The organism is Streptomyces yangpuensis (assembly GCF_024666385.1).
GTDB classification, from domain to species: Bacteria; Actinomycetota; Actinomycetes; order Streptomycetales; family Streptomycetaceae; genus Streptomyces; species Streptomyces yangpuensis.
Window position 1 is genome coordinate 4,761,926 of sequence record NZ_CP102514.1, and the last position, 16,443, is coordinate 4,778,368.

15 protein-coding genes and 1 pseudogene are annotated in these 16,443 nt (G+C 71.6%); 5 read left to right on the forward strand and 11 right to left on the reverse strand.

Translation table 11 applies throughout. From position 1 onward, the window contains the following. Positions 1–3 precede the first annotated feature (3 nt). The 8 genes from NRK68_RS21980 to NRK68_RS22015 form a co-directional block, all read right to left on the reverse strand. Positions 4–1,176 (reverse strand): cytochrome P450, encoded by a 1,173-nt coding sequence (locus NRK68_RS21980; RefSeq protein ID WP_257856506.1) that lies wholly within the window; start codon positions 1,174–1,176, stop codon positions 4–6. A gap of 488 nt (positions 1,177–1,664) precedes the next feature. Continuing rightward, the gene (locus NRK68_RS21985; protein WP_183069784.1) at positions 1,665–1,976 is read right to left on the reverse strand and encodes a DUF6506 family protein; all 312 of its coding nucleotides are present in this window, start codon (positions 1,974–1,976) and stop codon (positions 1,665–1,667) included. A 4-nt stretch (positions 1,977–1,980) separates the two neighbouring features. Beyond that, entirely contained in the window at positions 1,981–2,271 is a 291-nt protein-coding gene (locus NRK68_RS21990) for an acyl carrier protein (protein WP_183069783.1), read from the reverse strand. Beyond that, positions 2,268–4,079, reverse strand: coding sequence for a fatty acyl-AMP ligase (locus NRK68_RS21995; protein WP_257856507.1), 1,812 nt, complete (start codon positions 4,077–4,079; stop codon positions 2,268–2,270). The genes NRK68_RS21990 and NRK68_RS21995 overlap by 4 nt, the downstream gene beginning before the upstream one ends. A 14-nt stretch (positions 4,080–4,093) precedes the next feature. Then, the gene (gene purF / locus NRK68_RS22000; protein WP_257856508.1) at positions 4,094–5,584 is read right to left on the reverse strand and encodes an amidophosphoribosyltransferase; all 1,491 of its coding nucleotides are present in this window, start codon (positions 5,582–5,584) and stop codon (positions 4,094–4,096) included. Then, entirely contained in the window at positions 5,581–6,111 is a 531-nt protein-coding gene (locus NRK68_RS22005; protein WP_183069780.1) for a hypothetical protein, read from the reverse strand. The genes purF and NRK68_RS22005 overlap by 4 nt, the downstream gene beginning before the upstream one ends. Beyond that, the gene (locus NRK68_RS22010) at positions 6,108–6,986 is read right to left on the reverse strand and encodes a hypothetical protein (protein WP_257856509.1); all 879 of its coding nucleotides are present in this window, start codon (positions 6,984–6,986) and stop codon (positions 6,108–6,110) included. Before NRK68_RS22010 ends, NRK68_RS22005 begins: the two co-directional genes overlap by 4 nt. After that, on the reverse strand, positions 6,983–8,362 hold the full coding sequence (locus NRK68_RS22015; protein ID WP_183069778.1) for a flavin-containing monooxygenase: 1,380 nt from the start codon (positions 8,360–8,362) through the stop codon (positions 6,983–6,985). The genes NRK68_RS22010 and NRK68_RS22015 overlap by 4 nt, the downstream gene beginning before the upstream one ends. Before the next feature lie 262 nt (positions 8,363–8,624). Between NRK68_RS22015 and purS the strand changes: the two genes are divergently transcribed. From purS to purL, 3 genes are read left to right on the forward strand one after another with little or no spacing between them, the layout of a single operon-like run. Further along, positions 8,625–8,870, forward strand: a complete 246-nt coding sequence (gene purS / locus NRK68_RS22020) for a phosphoribosylformylglycinamidine synthase subunit PurS (RefSeq protein ID WP_183069777.1) — start codon at positions 8,625–8,627, stop codon at positions 8,868–8,870. Then, a complete protein-coding gene (purQ, locus tag NRK68_RS22025) occupies positions 8,867–9,547 on the forward strand; it encodes a phosphoribosylformylglycinamidine synthase subunit PurQ (protein ID WP_257856510.1) in 681 nt (226 codons plus the stop codon). The genes purS and purQ overlap by 4 nt, the downstream gene beginning before the upstream one ends. Beyond that, positions 9,547–11,820, forward strand: coding sequence for a phosphoribosylformylglycinamidine synthase subunit PurL (purL, locus tag NRK68_RS22030; protein ID WP_257856511.1), 2,274 nt, complete (start codon positions 9,547–9,549; stop codon positions 11,818–11,820). The genes purQ and purL overlap by 1 nt, the downstream gene beginning before the upstream one ends. Positions 11,821–11,874: 54 nt before the next feature. Here purL and purN read toward each other — a convergent pair whose 3' ends face one another. Beyond that, positions 11,875–12,498: a phosphoribosylglycinamide formyltransferase gene (gene purN / locus NRK68_RS22035; protein WP_183067127.1), complete on the reverse strand. Its 624-nt coding sequence runs from the start codon at positions 12,496–12,498 to the stop codon at positions 11,875–11,877. Further along, positions 12,495–13,442 carry an ArsR/SmtB family transcription factor gene (locus tag NRK68_RS22040; RefSeq protein ID WP_183067128.1) on the reverse strand — a complete coding sequence of 316 codons (948 nt, stop codon included), beginning with the start codon at positions 13,440–13,442 and terminating at the stop codon, positions 12,495–12,497. The genes purN and NRK68_RS22040 overlap by 4 nt, the downstream gene beginning before the upstream one ends. A 646-nt stretch (positions 13,443–14,088) precedes the next feature. On the opposite strand from NRK68_RS22040, the gene NRK68_RS22045 reads away from it, so the two are divergent. Then, a complete protein-coding gene (locus tag NRK68_RS22045) occupies positions 14,089–14,895 on the forward strand; it encodes a LuxR C-terminal-related transcriptional regulator (protein WP_183067129.1) in 807 nt (268 codons plus the stop codon). Between the two features lie 125 nt (positions 14,896–15,020). Here the strand turns inward: NRK68_RS22045 and NRK68_RS22050 are convergent. Beyond that, positions 15,021–15,500, reverse strand: a pseudogene (locus NRK68_RS22050) (pyridoxal-phosphate dependent enzyme); the annotation flags it as partial. A gap of 476 nt (positions 15,501–15,976) precedes the next feature. Here NRK68_RS22050 and NRK68_RS22055 point away from each other — a divergent pair. Beyond that, complete coding sequence (locus NRK68_RS22055; RefSeq protein ID WP_257856512.1) at positions 15,977–16,375, forward strand: hypothetical protein; 399 nt, start codon at positions 15,977–15,979, stop codon at positions 16,373–16,375. Positions 16,376–16,443 lie beyond the last annotated feature (68 nt).

A 16,443-nucleotide genomic window follows, 5' to 3' on the forward strand; every position in this document is an offset into this window, starting at 1 on the left:
CCGTCAGACGAGTGTCACGGTGAGCCGCTCGTACGTGGGGATGACCACGCGGCGGCTGTAGCGTCGCTCGACGATCCGCCAGGGACGGCCGACGCCGGCGAGGGTCTCCAGCGTCCGGCCGATCTCCGCCTGGGCGATCGCGGAGCCGAGGCAGCGGTGCCGTCCGGCGCCGAACCACAGCTCCCGGTTGGCCGGCTCCGGTGGCCGGCCGAGCCGGAAGCCTCCGGTGAGGCTGTTGGCGGTGTAGTTGAGCAGGGTGATGCGTTCTCCGGCCCGGAGCGTGCGGCCGGCGAGGCGGACGTCACCGCGTACGGTTCTGCCGATGACGGGAGCGGGGGCCGTCACGCGCAGTCCTTCGCGGACCGCGTCGGGGACGAGTTCGGGTGAGGCGAGCAGGCGGTGCTGATCGCCGGTGTCGTGCAGCAGGGCGACGGTGCGGGTGATGGCGCTGGCCGCCGTTTCGGTCGCGGCGACCCCGACGAGGGCGGCCATCCCAGCGGTCTGGTGGGCGTCCAGGCCGGCTTCGCGGCAGCGGCCGACGAGGTGCTCGGTGGAGCCTGTGCGCCACTCGTCCTCGACGTGTCCGGTGAGGCGGGCGACGACGCGGCGGCCCCGGGCGACGGTCTCGTCGGTGAGTTCGGCACCGCCGGCGGCCTCCAGGGAGATGGCGGCGAGTTCGCGGGCGGTGGCGAAGACCTTCTCGTACGCGGCGTCGTCGGTGCCGGCCACGGGGACCCGCAGCAGCTCGGTGACGATGCGGCCGACGAGCGTACGGCCCAGGGCGGCGACGTCGACGGGGCGGCCGGAGGCGAGCCGGATGCGGGTCTCGGCCAGCCTGGCTCCGATGACGCGGTCCACCAGGGCGCGGGCGGTCGTCTCGCCGAACAGGTCGCGGGTGGCGGTGCGCAGGGCACGGTGGCCTTCGCCTTCGAAGAGGTCGTCGACCCAGTCGCCGAGGAGCTGGGCCCACAGCCGGCCGACGCCGCCGCGGTCCAGGACGGTGAAGTGCTCGGGGTCGGTGAGGACGGACCGCGCCGTCGCCGCGTCGGCGGTCACCCAGCCGATGCGCGGGATGCGCTTCAGGGGGCGGGCCAATCGGCCGGCGTGCAGCAGCAGGGGCAGCGCGGGACGGCTGGCTGCCAGCACGCGCAGTTCGTGGAATTCGGCGCGGTTCATGGTGATCCATCTCGTCGTTGCGCGGGGCGGCGGACACGGCGAAGGGCCTGCCGGGCCTCCTCCGGGGCCCGGGGGAAGGTCGCGTGGAGGAGGTCCGGCAGGAGATCGGGCCCCGGGGCCCGGGGCGTCCTGGCGGTACGGGGAGCAGGGCGGACCGGGCGGGCGGCCGGAGCGGGCGGCCCGGCTGGAGGCCGGGTGGGCCGAGCACGGCGGCCCAGGTGGTCGGGCGGCGCCGGGTGGCGGCTCGGGTGCGGTGGGGTGCGGACGGGCGCGGCGGCTCGGGTGCGGACGAGCACGGCGGCCCGGGTGGAGGGGCGGCCCGGGTGGTCGGGCGGCGCCGGGCGTGGCGGCTCGGGTGCGGCGGCTCCGGTGCGGCCGGGCGGCGCGGGGGGAGCGTGGGCGGGTCCCCCCGCGCCGCCGCCGGTGCCCGGCCCCGGGGTGGGGGCGCGGCGCGTGGGCGCCGCCCCGGGGCGGGTGTGCGGCCGGGCTCAGCCGGTCTGCGGCGGGAAGAGCGCGGCCATGCCGTCGATGGACTCCGGTCCGTACCCGACCGAACCGACCGGGATCCGGGACTTGGTGGCCTCGATGACCTTGGCCGTCCACACCGGTCCGAAGCCACCGCACAGCTCGATGAGCTGAATGCCCTCGTCCACCAGCGCGGCCGCGACCTCGGGCCCCTGTGCCGGGTCGGCCATACCGACGATCACGGCACGGAACCCGTCCCGCTCGATCACCGTGCGGTCGCGCTCCGGGTCGAGCCCGCGTCCGGTGAAGAGGAACCCGAATGCGTCGAGTGCCATGGTGTCAATTCCTTTCGGGAAGCGGTCGCAGCAGGGCCACGACCTCGTCTGCCACTTCGGTCAGGGTCAGGCTGCCCAGGGCGCCGGCGCTCTCCAACTGTGCGCCGCACCACTTCTCCACGCCGGAGACGAGGACGGAGCTGGTCATGGAGTCGATGCCGAAGGCGCTCAGCGGCACCTCGTCGTCGAGATCCGAGGGCTCCATCTCCAGCAGCTCGGCGAGCAGTTGCTTCAGCCGTTCCGTCACGGCCTCCCGGGTGAAGGCCTCCCGCTCGGTGCTCCGTACGGCGCTCACGCGGCACCGCCCGTGCGCCGGCTGGACCACTGGGCCAGGGGCTGGAGGCGGCCGGACGTCACCTGCTCGGCGCAGGCCCGCCGGCGGATCTTGCCACTGGTGGTGCGGGGCACCTTGTTGCGTGGTACGGCGTAGACGCTGACCGCGGTGGGCAGGACCTTCGCCACAGCGATGCCGGCCGCCCGTACGGCGACGGCCAAAACCTCCGGGTCGCGCTCGATGGTCTCCACGACCACCGCCACGCCCTTGTCGTCCTCGCTCAACGGCCAGGCGGCGGCCCGCTGCTGGGCGAAGGCGGGGTGCGCGTCCAGCGCGACGGCCTCGGCGTCCTGCGGGAAGTAGTTCTCGCCGCCGATGATCAGCACGTCCTTGATCCGGCCGGTGATGAACAGCTCGCCGCCGTCGAGGAACCCGAGGTCGCCGGTACGGACGTAGGTCCGCCCGGACTCGTCACCGTCCGTACCGGCGAGGCGGGCGGCGAAGATACCCGCCGACTCCTCCTCGCGGCGCCAGTAGCCGCCGCAGTTGCCCGGGGAGTCCACCCAGATCTCGCCGACGACCCGGTCGGCCAGCGGCCGGTGCGTCTGCGGGTCCACGATGGCGACGCGCACGTCGTCCACCACCGTCCCGCAGCCGACGAGCTCGATGCCCTCGTCCGCGACGGTGGTCACCACCGCCTTGCCCTCGGCCAGCGCCTCGCGGTCGTAGAGGCCCACGACGGTCGGCACCAGCGAGGGCGTCAGGCTCACCGCGAGAGTGCACTCGGCGAGGCCGAAGCCGGGCGAGAAGACCTCCTCGCGGAAGAAGCTCGGCCGGAACGCCTCGGCGAACCGGCGCTGGGTGGCGGCGCGCACGGGCTCGGAGCCGTTGACGGCGACCCGCCACGTCGACAGATCGATCGTGGCACGCTCCTGCGCCGGTATCCGGTTGACGCAGATGTCGTACGCGAAGTCGGGCGCGGCGGTGAAGACGTCGTCCTCGGCGGAGATGGCGCGCAGCCACACCCGGGGGTCGCGCACGAAGGTGGCCGGTTCCATGGTGACGGTGGTGGCACCGGACACCAGCGGCAGGACGACCGCCGTGCACAGGCCCATGTCGTGGAAGAACGGCAGCCAGCTGACGATGGTGGTGGTGGGCTCCACCTCGCAGCGGTCGCGCATGGCGGCCTGGTTCGCCACCAGGTTGCCGTGGCCGACGACGACACCGCGCGGGTCGCCGGTGGATCCGGAGGTGTACTGGAGGAGCGCGGTGGCCGCCGGGTCGAGCGCCAGCGGGTCGGGCAGGGCGGAGGTGTCGCCCGGCTCGCCCTCCGGGCGGCGCACGGCGACCCACTCCACGCCGGGCGCCAGATCGTCGCCGGCGTCCTGGGCGTCCTGCTGGGTGGAGACGAGCACCGCGCACGGCGTGCAGTCGCCGCAGATCGCGGAGAGCCGCTCGGCGCGGGAGGTGGTGCCGGTCCTGGCCGCGGCGCGGAAGGCGGGCACCGGTACGGCGATCATGCCGGCGTACAGGCAGCCCAGGAAGCCGATGTGGAAGTCCAGCCCCGGCAGGGCGGGGACGATCACCCGGTCGCCGGGGCGGCCGGTCCGGCGCAGTGCGGCGGCGAGTGCGCGGGCGTGCCGGTCGAGTTCGACGGGGGTCAGGGTCTCGATCACCTCGCCGGCCGCGTCCAGGGCGGTGACCAGGGCGCGGTCGGCGTCCGGGCCCTGGGCGCGGGCGATGAGGGCTTCGACGATGGTGCGGGCATCCCGGCCGGTGTGCGCCTCGGCCGGCGCGCGGGTGGCGGTCGCCTCGGTGGGCGTGTTCACTGCTGGGGTTCTCCTCATTCGGCGGTGCCTTGGGACGCAAGGGCGGTGGTGGTGCCGGCGCCCGGCGCGGCGGCCACCGGCCCGGTGGCGCAGGCCGGCGCGGGGAAGGCCCCGGCGGGGGTGGCGGTCGGGTAGCGGCCGGTCAGGCAGGCGGTGCAGTAGCCGGAGCGGTCGCCCCCGGCGGCTTCGAGCAACCGGTCCAGCGACAGGAACGCCACGCTGTCGCAGTCCAGTTGCCCGGCCAGCTCCGTCATCGACAGCCGGGCGGCGAGCAGTTCCTCGGGGCGCCCGGTGTCGATGCCGTAGAAGCAGGGCCAGCGGTACGGCGGTGAGGCGACGCGCAGGTGGACCTCCAGCGCCCCGGCGTCGCGGAGCATCCGCGCCACGGTGCGCATGGTGGTGCCGCGGACCAGCGAGTCGTCCACCAGGACCACCCGGCGGCCGGCGACCGCCGCCGGGACGGGACTGAGCTTGCGCCGTACGGCGTGGTGGCGGGCCTCCTGGTCGCGGGCGATGAAGCTGCGCCCGCCCTGGCCGGGCCGTAACAGCCCCTGGACGACGGTCAGTCCGGCGCGCTCGGCGTACCCGTCGGCCGCGACGCGCGCGGTCTCCGGGGTGGCTACGACCACCGGCCGCGGCGAGCCGTCCACCGGGGCGTGGTCCGCGAGCGCCTGGCCGGCCCGGAAGCGCGCCTGGTAGACGCTGCGCCCGGACAGGTGGGAGTCGGCGCGGGCGAAGTACACGTACTCGAAGAGGCAGGCGGCGGTCTTGGCGTCGGGCACCTCGAGCCGGCTGCTCGCCGTGCCCTGCGGGCCGATCGACAGCACCTCGCCGGGCTCCAGTTCCCGCACCACGTCGCCGCCGACGGCGGTGATCGCGGCGGTCTCCGAGGCCAGCAGCCAGGTGTCGCCCCGCCGGCCCACCGCGAGCGGCCGGAAGCCGTGCGGGTCGCGGACCCCGTACAGCCGGTGCCCGTCGGACACCACCAGGGCGTAGGCGCCCTTCAGCCCGGGGAGCACCGCGTGGAGCGCGGCCACGGTGTCGAGGCCCTTCTGCGCGCGGGCGGCCAGCAGCAGACGGGTCAGCAGCTCGCTGTCGGTGAACCACTCGCCCAGGTCGACGGCGTCCGCCCCCGGCGCGGTGTGCGGGTCGACGAGCGTGCCGTTGTGGGCGAGGGCCAGCGGCGGCCGGTCGAGCACGACCGGCTGCGCCCCGGCCAGCGCGTCGCGCGTGCCGTGGGTGGCGTACCGGACGTGGCCGACCGCCACCGGGCCGAGGGGCAGCCCCTCGAGGTCCGGCAGGGCCTCGGAGACGGTCCCGGCGCCGTGCCGGGCGACCAGGGCGTCCCCGGTGCCGACGGCGATGCCCGCGCTCTCCTGCCCGCGGTGCTGGAGCGCGACGAGCATCTCCCGCACCACGGCGGCGTGGTGGCCCGCGGGGCCCCAGACGCCCGCGACACCGCAGGCTTCCCTGGGCTTGTCCGCGTCCATACGGTCGCCGTTCACGACGTGTCCCCGCCCGCGTCGAGCCAGTCGGTGAAGGCGTCCAGATCCGGCAGGATGACCGTTGAGCAGGAGAGCACCGCCAGGTTCTGGCGCATGTCGGTGATCGAGACGACCGTGCGCCCGGCGCGGTGGGCCGACAGCATCTCGGCCGCGGTGCCCATGCTGGCCTCGTGGCCCGGCAGCCACGCCACGCACACGTCGCTGGCGGCGGCCAGCTCGGTGAGGTGGTGGAACAGCTCGGTCAGCTGGCGCAGTTCGGGAGCGAGCCGGTCGTGGTGCAGCACCGCGCGGTCCGCGAGCGCCGCGTGTGCGGGGCGGGCGCCGGGGTGGGCGGCCAGCCACTCGGCCATCACCACGCCCGGGTCGTTGACGACGGCTCCGGGCCGGCGGGCCAGCAGGGCCTCGGTCAGCCGTTCGCGGTAGGTCTGGTCGACGAGGTCCGATCCGGTGCGGGCGCCCTGCATGGTGCCCGCGAGGAAGTAGGAGCGGGTCAGCGGGGGCGCGCCCGGAGCTTCGAGGGCGGTCACTCGTCCTCCAGGGAGTACGGGGCCAGGTCGAGCCCGGCGGGGGCGGCGGCGCGGTGGATGGCCGCCGCCTCCAGCAGGAAGGCGACCACATCGTCGGTGGAGGCCGCGACGGCGTCCGCGACGACCTCCAGATCGCGCTGGAAGCGGGCGTCGCCGTGGGTGGCGACGGCACCCTGGTTGTCCTTGGTCAGCATCAGGCGGCTGTCCTCGGCGAGGCCTGCGGGGCGTCCCGCCAGCGGGAGGATCAGCTCGGCCATCCCGCGGGTGACCGGGTGCAGGACCCGGACGGAGACGCTGTGCTGCTCGGGGTGGACCAGCAGCCGCCGTACGAAGTCGGCCGCCGGCGGCACCGTGCCGAGCCGGGACTCGGGACGCAGCAGGAAGGACCGGGAGGCCGTGTTGTGGCCGCGGCTCGGGCTGTACCGCAGGTAGTCGAGGCGGATGGAGTCGTCGGCCAGGTTCCATGTGGCCCGCACCCGGCTCGGCGCGGGGGTGCCGTCCGCCTTCACACGGAAGGGATAGGCGTCGACCGTCGTCCGTACGCTGCCGTCGACGGCCGCGCCCCGGTCGAGCCGCAACGGTTCGCCGTGCAGCAGGTAGGGGTCGAGGATGACCAGGCCGTCCGGCGTGCGGTAGACGGCGGCCACATGGCGGCCGTCGATCAGGTACTCGGCGGTGATGCCGGAGCGCTCCATGACCATGCGACCGGCCGTGAAGGACTGCCAGGCGCAGGACAGGCCGAAACGCGGCGGGGCAGCCTTGGTGCCGAAGTACTCGTGGAACTGGGAGGCGCTGTTGTAGGGGACGCCCACGAGGACCTCGTCGAGGACCTCCTTCTGCACGTCGCTCAGCAGCGCCGCACCGACGGTGTTCACTTGCGACCTCCCTGGAGGAGCTCGGCCGCCTGCTGAAGCAGCGAGGGCCGCCGTGCGTACGTGGTGTCCTGGCCCCCCAGCACCGCCAGGTGGTCGCGCAGGATGCGCAGATACGTGGTGAGTTCGAACTGGGTGAGGTTGCGCCGGGAGTCGAGGAAATTGATGCCGCCGGTGATGTCCACGCTCCGGCTGCGCTTCAGGTCGTCGAACCGGCGGGCCGCCTCGGGGTCCCGCCTCCGTGCCGCCAGATATCCGGCGATCACGCGCGACTGGAGTTCCACGGTGGGGAAATGACCTCCCGTACCGTCGGTCATACCGGCGATGAACAGGTCGTCGTAGCGCGGCGAGAAGGCCAGGAGGTAGAAGTCCGGACGCTCCTTGACCCAGTCGAGGTGTTCCTCGCCGACGAACGGAATGTGAATCCGGAAACCGGTGGCGAGAATGACGGTGTCGTATTCCTCCGAGGTCCCGTCGGAGAATTCGACGAACTTCCCGTCGAAACGCACGGGCGCCTTGCGGACCTTCACCCGGCCGTGCGCGCAGTAGTACGGCAGCAGCGAGTTGACGATCGGCGGCGATTCCAGCGGCTCGTGGTCGGGCTTCGGCAGCCCGAACTGCTCCGGGCGCCCGATGCTCAGCTTGAGCATGGTGCGGTACACCGCGCGCGCCACCGGGGGCGGCAGGCGCAGGTGCTGGCTCGACTCGGAGACCTGGTCCGCCGGCTTCCCGAAGATGAACTTGGGGAAGAAGTGGTAGCCGCGACGCATGCTGATGGCGACGTGGTCCGCGACCCCGGCGGCCTCGACGGCGATGTCGCAACCGGAGTTGCCGGCGCCGACGACCAGCACGCGCTTGCCGGTGAGCGCCGCCGCGTTGGTGTAGTCGCGGCTGTGCAGGAGCTCCCCGTCGAACTTACCGGAGAAGGCGGGGAGATAGGGGTGCCAGTTGTGCCCGTTGGCGATGATCAGCGCGCTGTGCTCGTGCTGCTCGCCGTCGCCGGTGGTGACCCGCCAGCCGTCGGTGAGCCGCTCGACGCCGGTGACGTCGGAGTTGAACCGGATCAGCTTCAGCAGGTCGAACCGCTCCGCGTACTGGCGGAGGTACCCGAGCACCTGATCGTGGCGTGGGTACGCCGGGAGCGCCCGGTCCATCGGGAGGTCCGCGTACCCGGTCACCTCCCGGGACGTGATGGTGTGCGTGTTCTGGTACACCGAGCTTCGCGCGTTGCCGATGTCCCAGATGCCGCCGACACCGGAGTGGGACTCGTAGGCCACGCAGGAGATGCCGAGATCGGTGAGGCTCTTCAGTGAAGCCAGGCCGGAAGGCCCTGCTCCGATCACTGCGACCGGACGTGAATCGTTCTGTGGTTCTGCCATGTGCGTCAATTCCCCCGTTGATTTCATGACCTACGCCACGCACACCGTGCGACGTCGGATGCATGAAGCGTGCCGCACGGCTCCGGCCCGACTCCAGTGACTTTCAAGGACTTTGAAGCGAGGGGCGAACGCCCGGCAGAAGCTTGACTTCCCGGCGCCGGCCTCCGCCTAATGGCTACCTCCAGGCTTCGATGAAGAGTGAATTGCGTCACTTTTCCTCTTCCGATTGAACCTTCTGAAGACTCTCGCGTTAGGAGTGCCAGTGGCACGCGTCGTAGTCGACGTCACGCTCAAGCCGGAGATCCTCGACCCGCAGGGGCAGGCGGTGCAGCGCGCACTGCCCCGCCTGGGGTTCGAGGGGATCGCGGATGTCCGTCAGGGGAAGCGTTTCGAGCTGGACGTGGAGGGGCCGGTGGATTACGCCGCCCTTGCCCGTATCCATGAGATGGCCGAGACGTTCCTCGCCAACACCGTCATCGAGGACTTCGTCGTGAGGGTCGAGTCGTGACCGCTCGGATCGGGGTCGTGACCTTTCCGGGGACGCTGGACGACCGGGACGCTCTGCGTGCGGTCCGGCTGGCGGGCGGGGAGCCGGTGTCGCTGTGGCACCGGGACAAGGGTCTGCAGCAGGTCGACGCTGTCGTGCTGCCGGGTGGCTTCTCCTACGGGGACTATCTGCGGGCCGGCGCGATCTCCCGCTTCTCGCCGGTGATGGAGACGGTCATCGCGCAGGCACGGGCCGGGATGCCGGTTCTGGGGATCTGCAACGGTTTCCAGGTGCTGACCGAGTCGCATCTGCTGCCGGGGGCGATGCTGCGTAACAACCATCTGCACTTCGTCTGCCGCGATCAGAAGCTGCGGGTGGAGAACGCGCAGACCGCCTGGACCTCGGACTATGCGCGGGGGCAGGAGATCGAGGTCCCGCTCAAGAACATGGACGGCCGGTACGTCGCCGACGAGCGCACGCTGGATGAGCTGGAGGCGGAGGGCCGGGTGGCGTTTCGCTACCTGGACGTCAACCCCAACGGCTCGCTGCGGGACATCGCGGGCATCACCAACGCCGAGGGCAATGTCGTCGGTCTGATGCCGCACCCCGAGCACGCGGTCGAGCCGCTGGTCGGTACGGGGAAGACGGACGGCCTGGGTTTCTTCACGTCGATTCTCAAGAAGCTGGTCAACGCCTGATGACTCTCGATACCGTCAAGCACGCGAGTGAGACGCCGGACGCCTCCCAGCCCTGGAAGGAGCTCGGCCTCAAGGAGGACGAGTACGCCCGGATCCGGGAGATCCTCGGCCGCCGCCCGACCGGCGCCGAGCTCGCCATGTACTCGGTCATGTGGTCCGAGCACTGCTCGTACAAGAGCAGCAAGGTCCACCTGAAGCAGTTCGGCGAGAAGGCCCCGCAGAACGATGCCCTGCTCGTCGGCATCGGTGAGAACGCGGGCGTGGTGGACGTGGGCCAGGGCTACGCGGTCACCTTCAAGGTGGAGTCGCACAACCACCCCTCCTACATCGAGCCCTACCAGGGCGCGGCCACCGGCATCGGCGGCATCGTCCGCGACATCCTGGCGATGGGTGCCCGCCCGGTCGCGGTGGTGGACCCGCTGCGCTTCGGCGCGGCCGACCACCCCGACACCAAGCGCGTCCTGCCGGGCGTGGTGGCGGGCATCGGCGGCTACGGCAACTGCCTGGGCCTGCCCAACATCGGCGGCGAGGTCGTCTTCGACGCCTGCTACCAGGGCAACCCGCTGGTCAACGCCGGCTGCATCGGCGTGATGAAGCACGAGGACATCCACCTCGCCCAGGCCTCCGGCCCCGGCAACAAGGTCATCCTCTACGGCGCCCGCACCGGCGGGGACGGCATCGGCGGGGTGTCCGTGCTGGCCTCGGAGACGTTCGACGCTGCGTCTGACAGTGCCGATGGCACGGGCAAGCCCAAGAAGCGCCCCGCCGTCCAGGTCGGTGACCCCTTCCAGGAGAAGCTCCTCATCGAGTGCACCCTGGAGATCTTCAAGGAGAAGCTGGTCGCGGGCATCCAGGACCTCGGCGGCGCCGGCCTGTCCTGCGCCACCTCCGAGCTGGCCTCGGCCGGCTCCGGCGGCATGCGCGTCGAGCTCGACACCGTCCCGCTGCGCGACGCGACGCTCTCGCCCGAGGAGATCCTCATGAGCGAGTCGCAGGAGCGGATGTGCGCGATCGTCGAGCCGCAGCACGTCGACCGCTTCATGGAGATCTGCGAGAAGTGGGACGTCATCGCCACCGTCATCGGTGAGGTGACCGACGGCGAGCGCCTGGAGATCTTCTGGCACGGCGAGCAGATCGTGGACGTGCCCCCGGGCACCGTCGCCCACGAGGGCCCGGTCTACCACCGTCCCTACGCCCGCCCCGACTGGCAGGACGCCCTCCAGGCCGACGACGCCGGCAAACTGCCCCGACCGCAGACCGGTGAGGAGCTGCGCGCGCAGGTCCTGGCCCTGGTCGCCTCGCCGAACCAGGCGTCGAAGTCCTGGGTCACCGACCAGTACGACCGGTTCGTGCAGGGCAACACCGTTCTGGCCCAGCCCGAGGACGCGGGCATGGTCCGCATCGACGAGGAGTCCAACCTCGGCGTGGCCATGGCGACCGACGGCAACGGCCGCTACGCCAAGCTCGACCCGTACACGGGCGCGCAGCTGGCCCTGGCCGAGGCGTACCGCAACGTCGCCGCGACCGGCGCCAAGCCCCTGGCGATCTCCGACTGCCTGAACTTCGGCTCCCCCGAGGACCCGGGCGTCATGTGGCAGTTCGCCGAGGCCACCCGCGGTCTCGCGGACGGCTGCCTCCAGCTCGGCACACCCGTCACCGGCGGCAACGTCTCGCTCTACAACCAGACCGGCGACGTCGCGATCCACCCGACCCCGGTCGTGGCCGTCCTCGGCGTGATCGACGACGTCAACCGCCGCACCCCGATCGCCTTCACCGAACCGGGCCGGCTCCTCTACCTCCTCGGCGACACGCGCGAGGAGTTCGGCGGCTCGGCCTGGTCCCAGGTCATCCACCAGCACCTGGGCGGCATGCCGCCGGCCGTGGACCTCGACCGCGAAAAGCTCCTCGGAGACATCCTCATCTCCGCCTCCCGCGACGGCATGATCGACGCCGCACACGACCTGTCCGACGGCGGACTGATCCAGGCCATCACCGAGTCCTGCCTGCGCGGCAACACCGGCGCCCGCCTCATCGTCCCCGACACCCTCGACGCCTTCACCTTCCTCTTCTCCGAGTCCGCGGGCCGCGCCGTCGTCGCCGTCCCGCGCAGCGAGGAACTCCGCTTCACCGACATGTGCGGCGCACGCGGCCTGCCCGCCACCCGCATCGGTGTCACCGACGGCCACGCCGTCGACATCCAAAACCAGTTCAGCATCCCCCTGAGCGACCTGCGCACCGCCCACGAAACCACCCTCCCGGGTCTCGTGAGCTGAAAGAGGGCTGTGACCGTTTCCCACGGTGGGAGACGGTCACAGCCCGGGCACCGCTCAGGGAATGAGGACCCTGCGTCCTACCAGGCGGTGTCCGTGCCGGGCGAGGCGCCCGACGACGTCGACCAGCAGTGTGCGTTCGACTTCCTTGATCCGCTCGTGCAGGAGGGCCTCGTCGTCCTCGTCCCGGACGTCGACCACGCCCTGGGCGATGACGGGGCCGGTGTCGACGCCCTCGTCCACGAAGTGGACCGTGCAGCCGGTGACCTTGACGCCGTAGGCGAGCGCGTCGCGCACTCCGTGGGCGCCCGGGAAGCTCGGCAGCAGGGCGGGATGGGTGTTGACGACCCGGCCGCCGAACCGGGTCAGGAACTCCTTTCCGAGGATCTTCATGAAGCCGGCCGACACGACGAGATCGGGCTCGTACGCGGCGACGTGGTCGGCGAGCGCGGCGTCCCACGCCTCCCGGGAAGCGTGGTCCCGCACCTGGCACACGAAGGTCGGCACCCCGGCCCGTTCGGCACGCTCCAGGCCGGCGACACCGGGCCGGTCGGCGCCGACGGCGACGACGGTCGCGCCGAACTCCTTCGGGTCGCGGGCCGCGGCGTCGAGGAGGGCTTGCAGGTTCGTACCGCCGCCGGAGACGAGGACGACCAGGCGGGTGGCAAGGTGAGGTGTCATGACAGGGCATCCACCAGTGCGTCTCCGCGCAGGGTGCGGCAGATCCGCACCTCGCGCCCCTGCCGCTCGCGGCAGAGCAGCCCGGCCTGCTCCAGCTGCCGGCAGTGGTACGTCACCGTGCCGGCGGTGCAGTGCAGCAGGTCGGCCAGCGTCCCCATGGACACGGACTGGGTGCCCTTGCGCAGGATGACGGCCCGCAGTTCACCGAGCGTCAGGGCCAGCGGGTCGGACGGGGTGCGCTCCTCGCCGTCGGTCCCCCGGAGCAGCCTGGCCGCGCCGGCCAGCGGGTATCCGATGTGGGCGTGGCCGTCCGCGTCGACACGGGCGACGCAGGCGCGGGTGCCCGAGACGAGGGGCGTGAGCGTCAGGCGCCGGAGTGCGACGGGCGCGGCCACCGGCGTATTGGCGGGGAGGACGAGGTTCCCGTCCGCGAAGGAGATCCTGGGGCTGAGATCGGCCAGAACGGATGCCATGGCTCCGGTGACGGATGCCACACCGATGCGCCCGATCTCCCTTTCGAGGAGTGGTTTACTCCGATGCCAGGTCCCGGACAGCTGCTCCCACACCGCGCGGGCCATGGCGGCGTACGCGAGGAGGAATGTGGAGGGACTGTCGATGACTTTGCGCCATATAAGTGGCACCTTTCCGTCGTACATTCGGCCGATGTCGGCCAGTAGCGCCTGCGGCGCCGTTTCGGCAATTCGTTGCGTCTCGTGGCGAATACTTTCGCCGCCCGCGTCCCCACGCATCCAGAGCAGGGACGGGATGTGGAAGGAACCCGTCGAAGTGAGGGTTCCCGCCGCGTCGGACAGGTAGCCCGGGCTCACCGCCCTGAGCGACCTGCGCAGGTTCACCGGCACACCCTGGGGCATCCCGAAGGTGTCTGCCAGCAGTGAGATGACGGACATGCCCGGCTGTACGGAAACCGATACCGGTATGTCCACGTTTGTTCCTACCTGAAGTCGGACGATATCGCCCACTTCGCTCCCCCGTTGTTCATGTTCCAGCGGCGAACCGCATACGAGCCGCACGCCGGGGAAGCTCCCCCGGTGTGCCATCTGTCGAAGACCGGCGGCGGGTTGAGGCGGCCACCCGCGGGTGCACTCCCGCTGTCAGAGCGATCCGGCGACCGGTACGTCAACACGGCGCCAGGTATGGCCGGAAAGAGATGTGCGCATGGAGCCACCTGCCCTGCCGATGTGAACGTGAATCGGTGCACAGATCGGGCGAGGGTATGGCAAGACGACCCCGTCCCCCCGCACGGCGATCCTCGTTCTCCATCCTTACCCGACCGCCATGTGCAAGGCCATGGAGGACAGTTGCCTGATGTTACATTTCACATCTGTGAAGCGGCATCAAAAATGCGAGACAGCACCCCATTGCGGAGGAGCCAATCCACAGGCGCCCTGCGATTGGGCCAGGGAGCTGTACCGACAAGCGGTAGTTGAAAAGGACAACTTCATTGACGACGTACCCGATTGCCTGCGAAAACTTCACCTGCTCATAACGTCGGGGCAGGAGGACGGCCCGGCGTACGCGGTTCCGCCGCCGGTCGCCGCCGAGGCGGCCCTCCGGCCGGTGGAGGAGGAGATGTCCCGGCTGCGGCGCGAGGCGGCCCGCATCCGTGCGGCCATGGCGTCCTACGACGCGGTCTACTCCGAGGCCAGGAGCCGGGGCGAGGAGACCCTCACCGTCATCTACGGCGAACGCGCCATTCACCACGCCCTCCAGGCCGCCGTGAAGACCTGCGCCGAGGAGCTGCTCGTCTCCCAGCCGGGCGGCGGCCTGCCGGTCCGGCTGCTGCACCGGAGTCTCGGGCTGAGCCTGCCGCTGCTGGAGCGGGGCGTGCGTCAGCGCACGCTGTACCAGCACTCGGCGCGGAGCCACAAACCGACGCTGGCCCACATCGAACGGCTTCTCGGCCACGGCGCAGAGGTCCGCACCCTGGCGGAGACGCCCGACCAGCTGCTCGTCTGCGACCGGGACGTGGCGTTCCTCCCGGCCGGTGAGGACGGGGGGCACGCGATGATGATCGTCAAACACCCGGACCTGGTGCGGTACCTCAGGGCGATGTTCGAACGCTCCTGGGCGCGGGCCGAACCGGTGGAGCCGTCGGCGTCCCGCCAGGAGGACCGCCCGTTCCTCGACGACCTCCAGCGGACGATCCTGCGGGCCATGGTGGAGGGTGAGACCGACGAGCGCATCGCCCGCCGGATCGGTCTGAGCCGCCGTACGGTCGTGTCCCACATCCGCAAGGTGGCGGAGCGGTTCGGCAGCAACAGCCGTGCGCAGCTGGGCTACTTGCTCGCCGGCTCGGGCCTGCTCGCCGAGGAGGGCGGCGACGCGCGCGGCCCCGGGGCCCCGCCGTCCCGGGAGAGTCCGCCCCCGGTGCCGTGACACGCGGGGGCTCCGGAGGCCGTCCTCGTCCGGCTGACACCGGGCACACCCGGACCGGCTTCGGCGGAGCGGGACTCTGGCGCCACATCAAGAACCCGGGCTCTGCCGGGCGGGGGGTGCGGGGATCATGACTGCACTGCTCCAGTGGGAAGTTCGGACGATTCGATGCCGTACATGTCACGCACCCAGCTCGGCTGGTAGACGGTGTCGATGTAGCGCTCGCCCAGGTCCGGGGCGATGGCGACCGCCGTGACGTTCTGGCTCGGACGGTGCTCGGCGAGCCGGCGCAGCGCACCGCTCACCACCGTCCCGGTGGAGCCGCCGAAGAGGAATCCCCCGCGCGCCAGGGTGCTGCAGGCGCGCACGGTGTCCGCCTCGGGAACGTGCACGACGTCGTCGACGTACGAGGTGTCGAGCAGCGCGGGCCGTACCCCCGTGCCGAGTCCGGGGAGCATGCGCGGACCCTCCGGTCCGCCGAAGGTGACGGAGCCGACCCTGTCGACCGCGACGACCGTCACCGGCCGCGGCAGCTCCTTGAAATAGCGGGCGCAGCCCATCAGGGTGCCCGTGGTGCCGGCGCCGATGAACAGCGCTCCAGGTCGGGGACTTGCGCGTCGCGAGATTGGTCCGCGAGTCGACCACGTGGGGAGAGGTAATGGCAAGGCAACGAAACTGGCGGCTTCACTGGGAGCCTGGTGCGCCCGGCACCGCAAGACCGCACTCTTCGGATGGCTCTACGCTGTCATCGCGCTCACAGTCCTCGGAGGCCTGACAAGACAGAAGAGCCTGACCGAGGCCGACTACGGTACGGGGGAGTCGGGCCGCGTCACGCGCATCCTCGTCGACGCCGGCATCAAGACCCCGGCGCCCGAGATGATCCTCGTCCACAGCGACCGACCGGCCGCCGGGGAGCCCGAGTTCAAGAAGGCCGTCGCCGCCGCGATCGCGGCCGTGGACGGCACCGGCCTCCCGCAGAACATCGGCGACCCGTACGAGACCGGCGCGTTCTCCGAGGACAAGCACGACGCGCTGGTCCAGTACGCGGTGGCAGGACCTCGCCGCGGCCATCGCCGGCGCCGACGTGGTGGTCCTCGCGACGACCGCCGCCGAGCCGTACATCCTCGACCCCCAGGCCTTCGCACCCGGTCAGACCGTCCTCAACATCTCGCTGCGGGACATCGGCCCGGAGCTGATCGAGGGCGCGTACAACATCCTCGACGACGTCGAGCACTGCATGAAGGCCAACACCTCGCCGCACCTCGCGGAGCAGAAGTACGGCGACCGGCACTTCGTCACCGGCACGCTCGCCCAGTTCGTCAAGGGCGAGGTGACCATCGGTGGCGACAAGCCGGTGATCTTCTCACCGTTCGGCCTGGGCGTCCTCGACCTGGCGGTCGGCCTGCACGTCTTCCGCGCGGCGCGGGCCTCGGGCGAGGCCGTGGAGATCGCGGACTTCTTCGGCGAGACGACCCGCTGGTAGTCGCCGGCCCCTTGCCCACGCGGCCCGGGCAGGAGCTCCTGCCCGGGCCGCCCCACGTCCGACGGAGG

Bases quoted from the DNA above. Each gene is read 5' to 3' on its own strand.
- NRK68_RS21980 (WP_257856506.1), bottom strand. From the start codon at position 1,176: ATGAACCGCGCCGAATTCCACGAACTGCGCGTGCTGGCAGCCAGCCGT.
- NRK68_RS21985 (WP_183069784.1), bottom strand. From the start codon at position 1,976: ATGGCACTCGACGCATTCGGGTTCCTCTTCACCGGACGCGGGCTCGAC.
- NRK68_RS22015 (WP_183069778.1), bottom strand. From the start codon at position 8,362: ATGGCAGAACCACAGAACGATTCACGTCCGGTCGCAGTGATCGGAGCA.
- purL (WP_257856511.1), top strand. From the start codon at position 9,547: ATGACTCTCGATACCGTCAAGCACGCGAGTGAGACGCCGGACGCCTCC.
- purN (WP_183067127.1), bottom strand. From the start codon at position 12,498: ATGACACCTCACCTTGCCACCCGCCTGGTCGTCCTCGTCTCCGGCGGC.
- NRK68_RS22045 (WP_183067129.1), top strand. From the start codon at position 14,089: ATGTCCCGGCTGCGGCGCGAGGCGGCCCGCATCCGTGCGGCCATGGCG.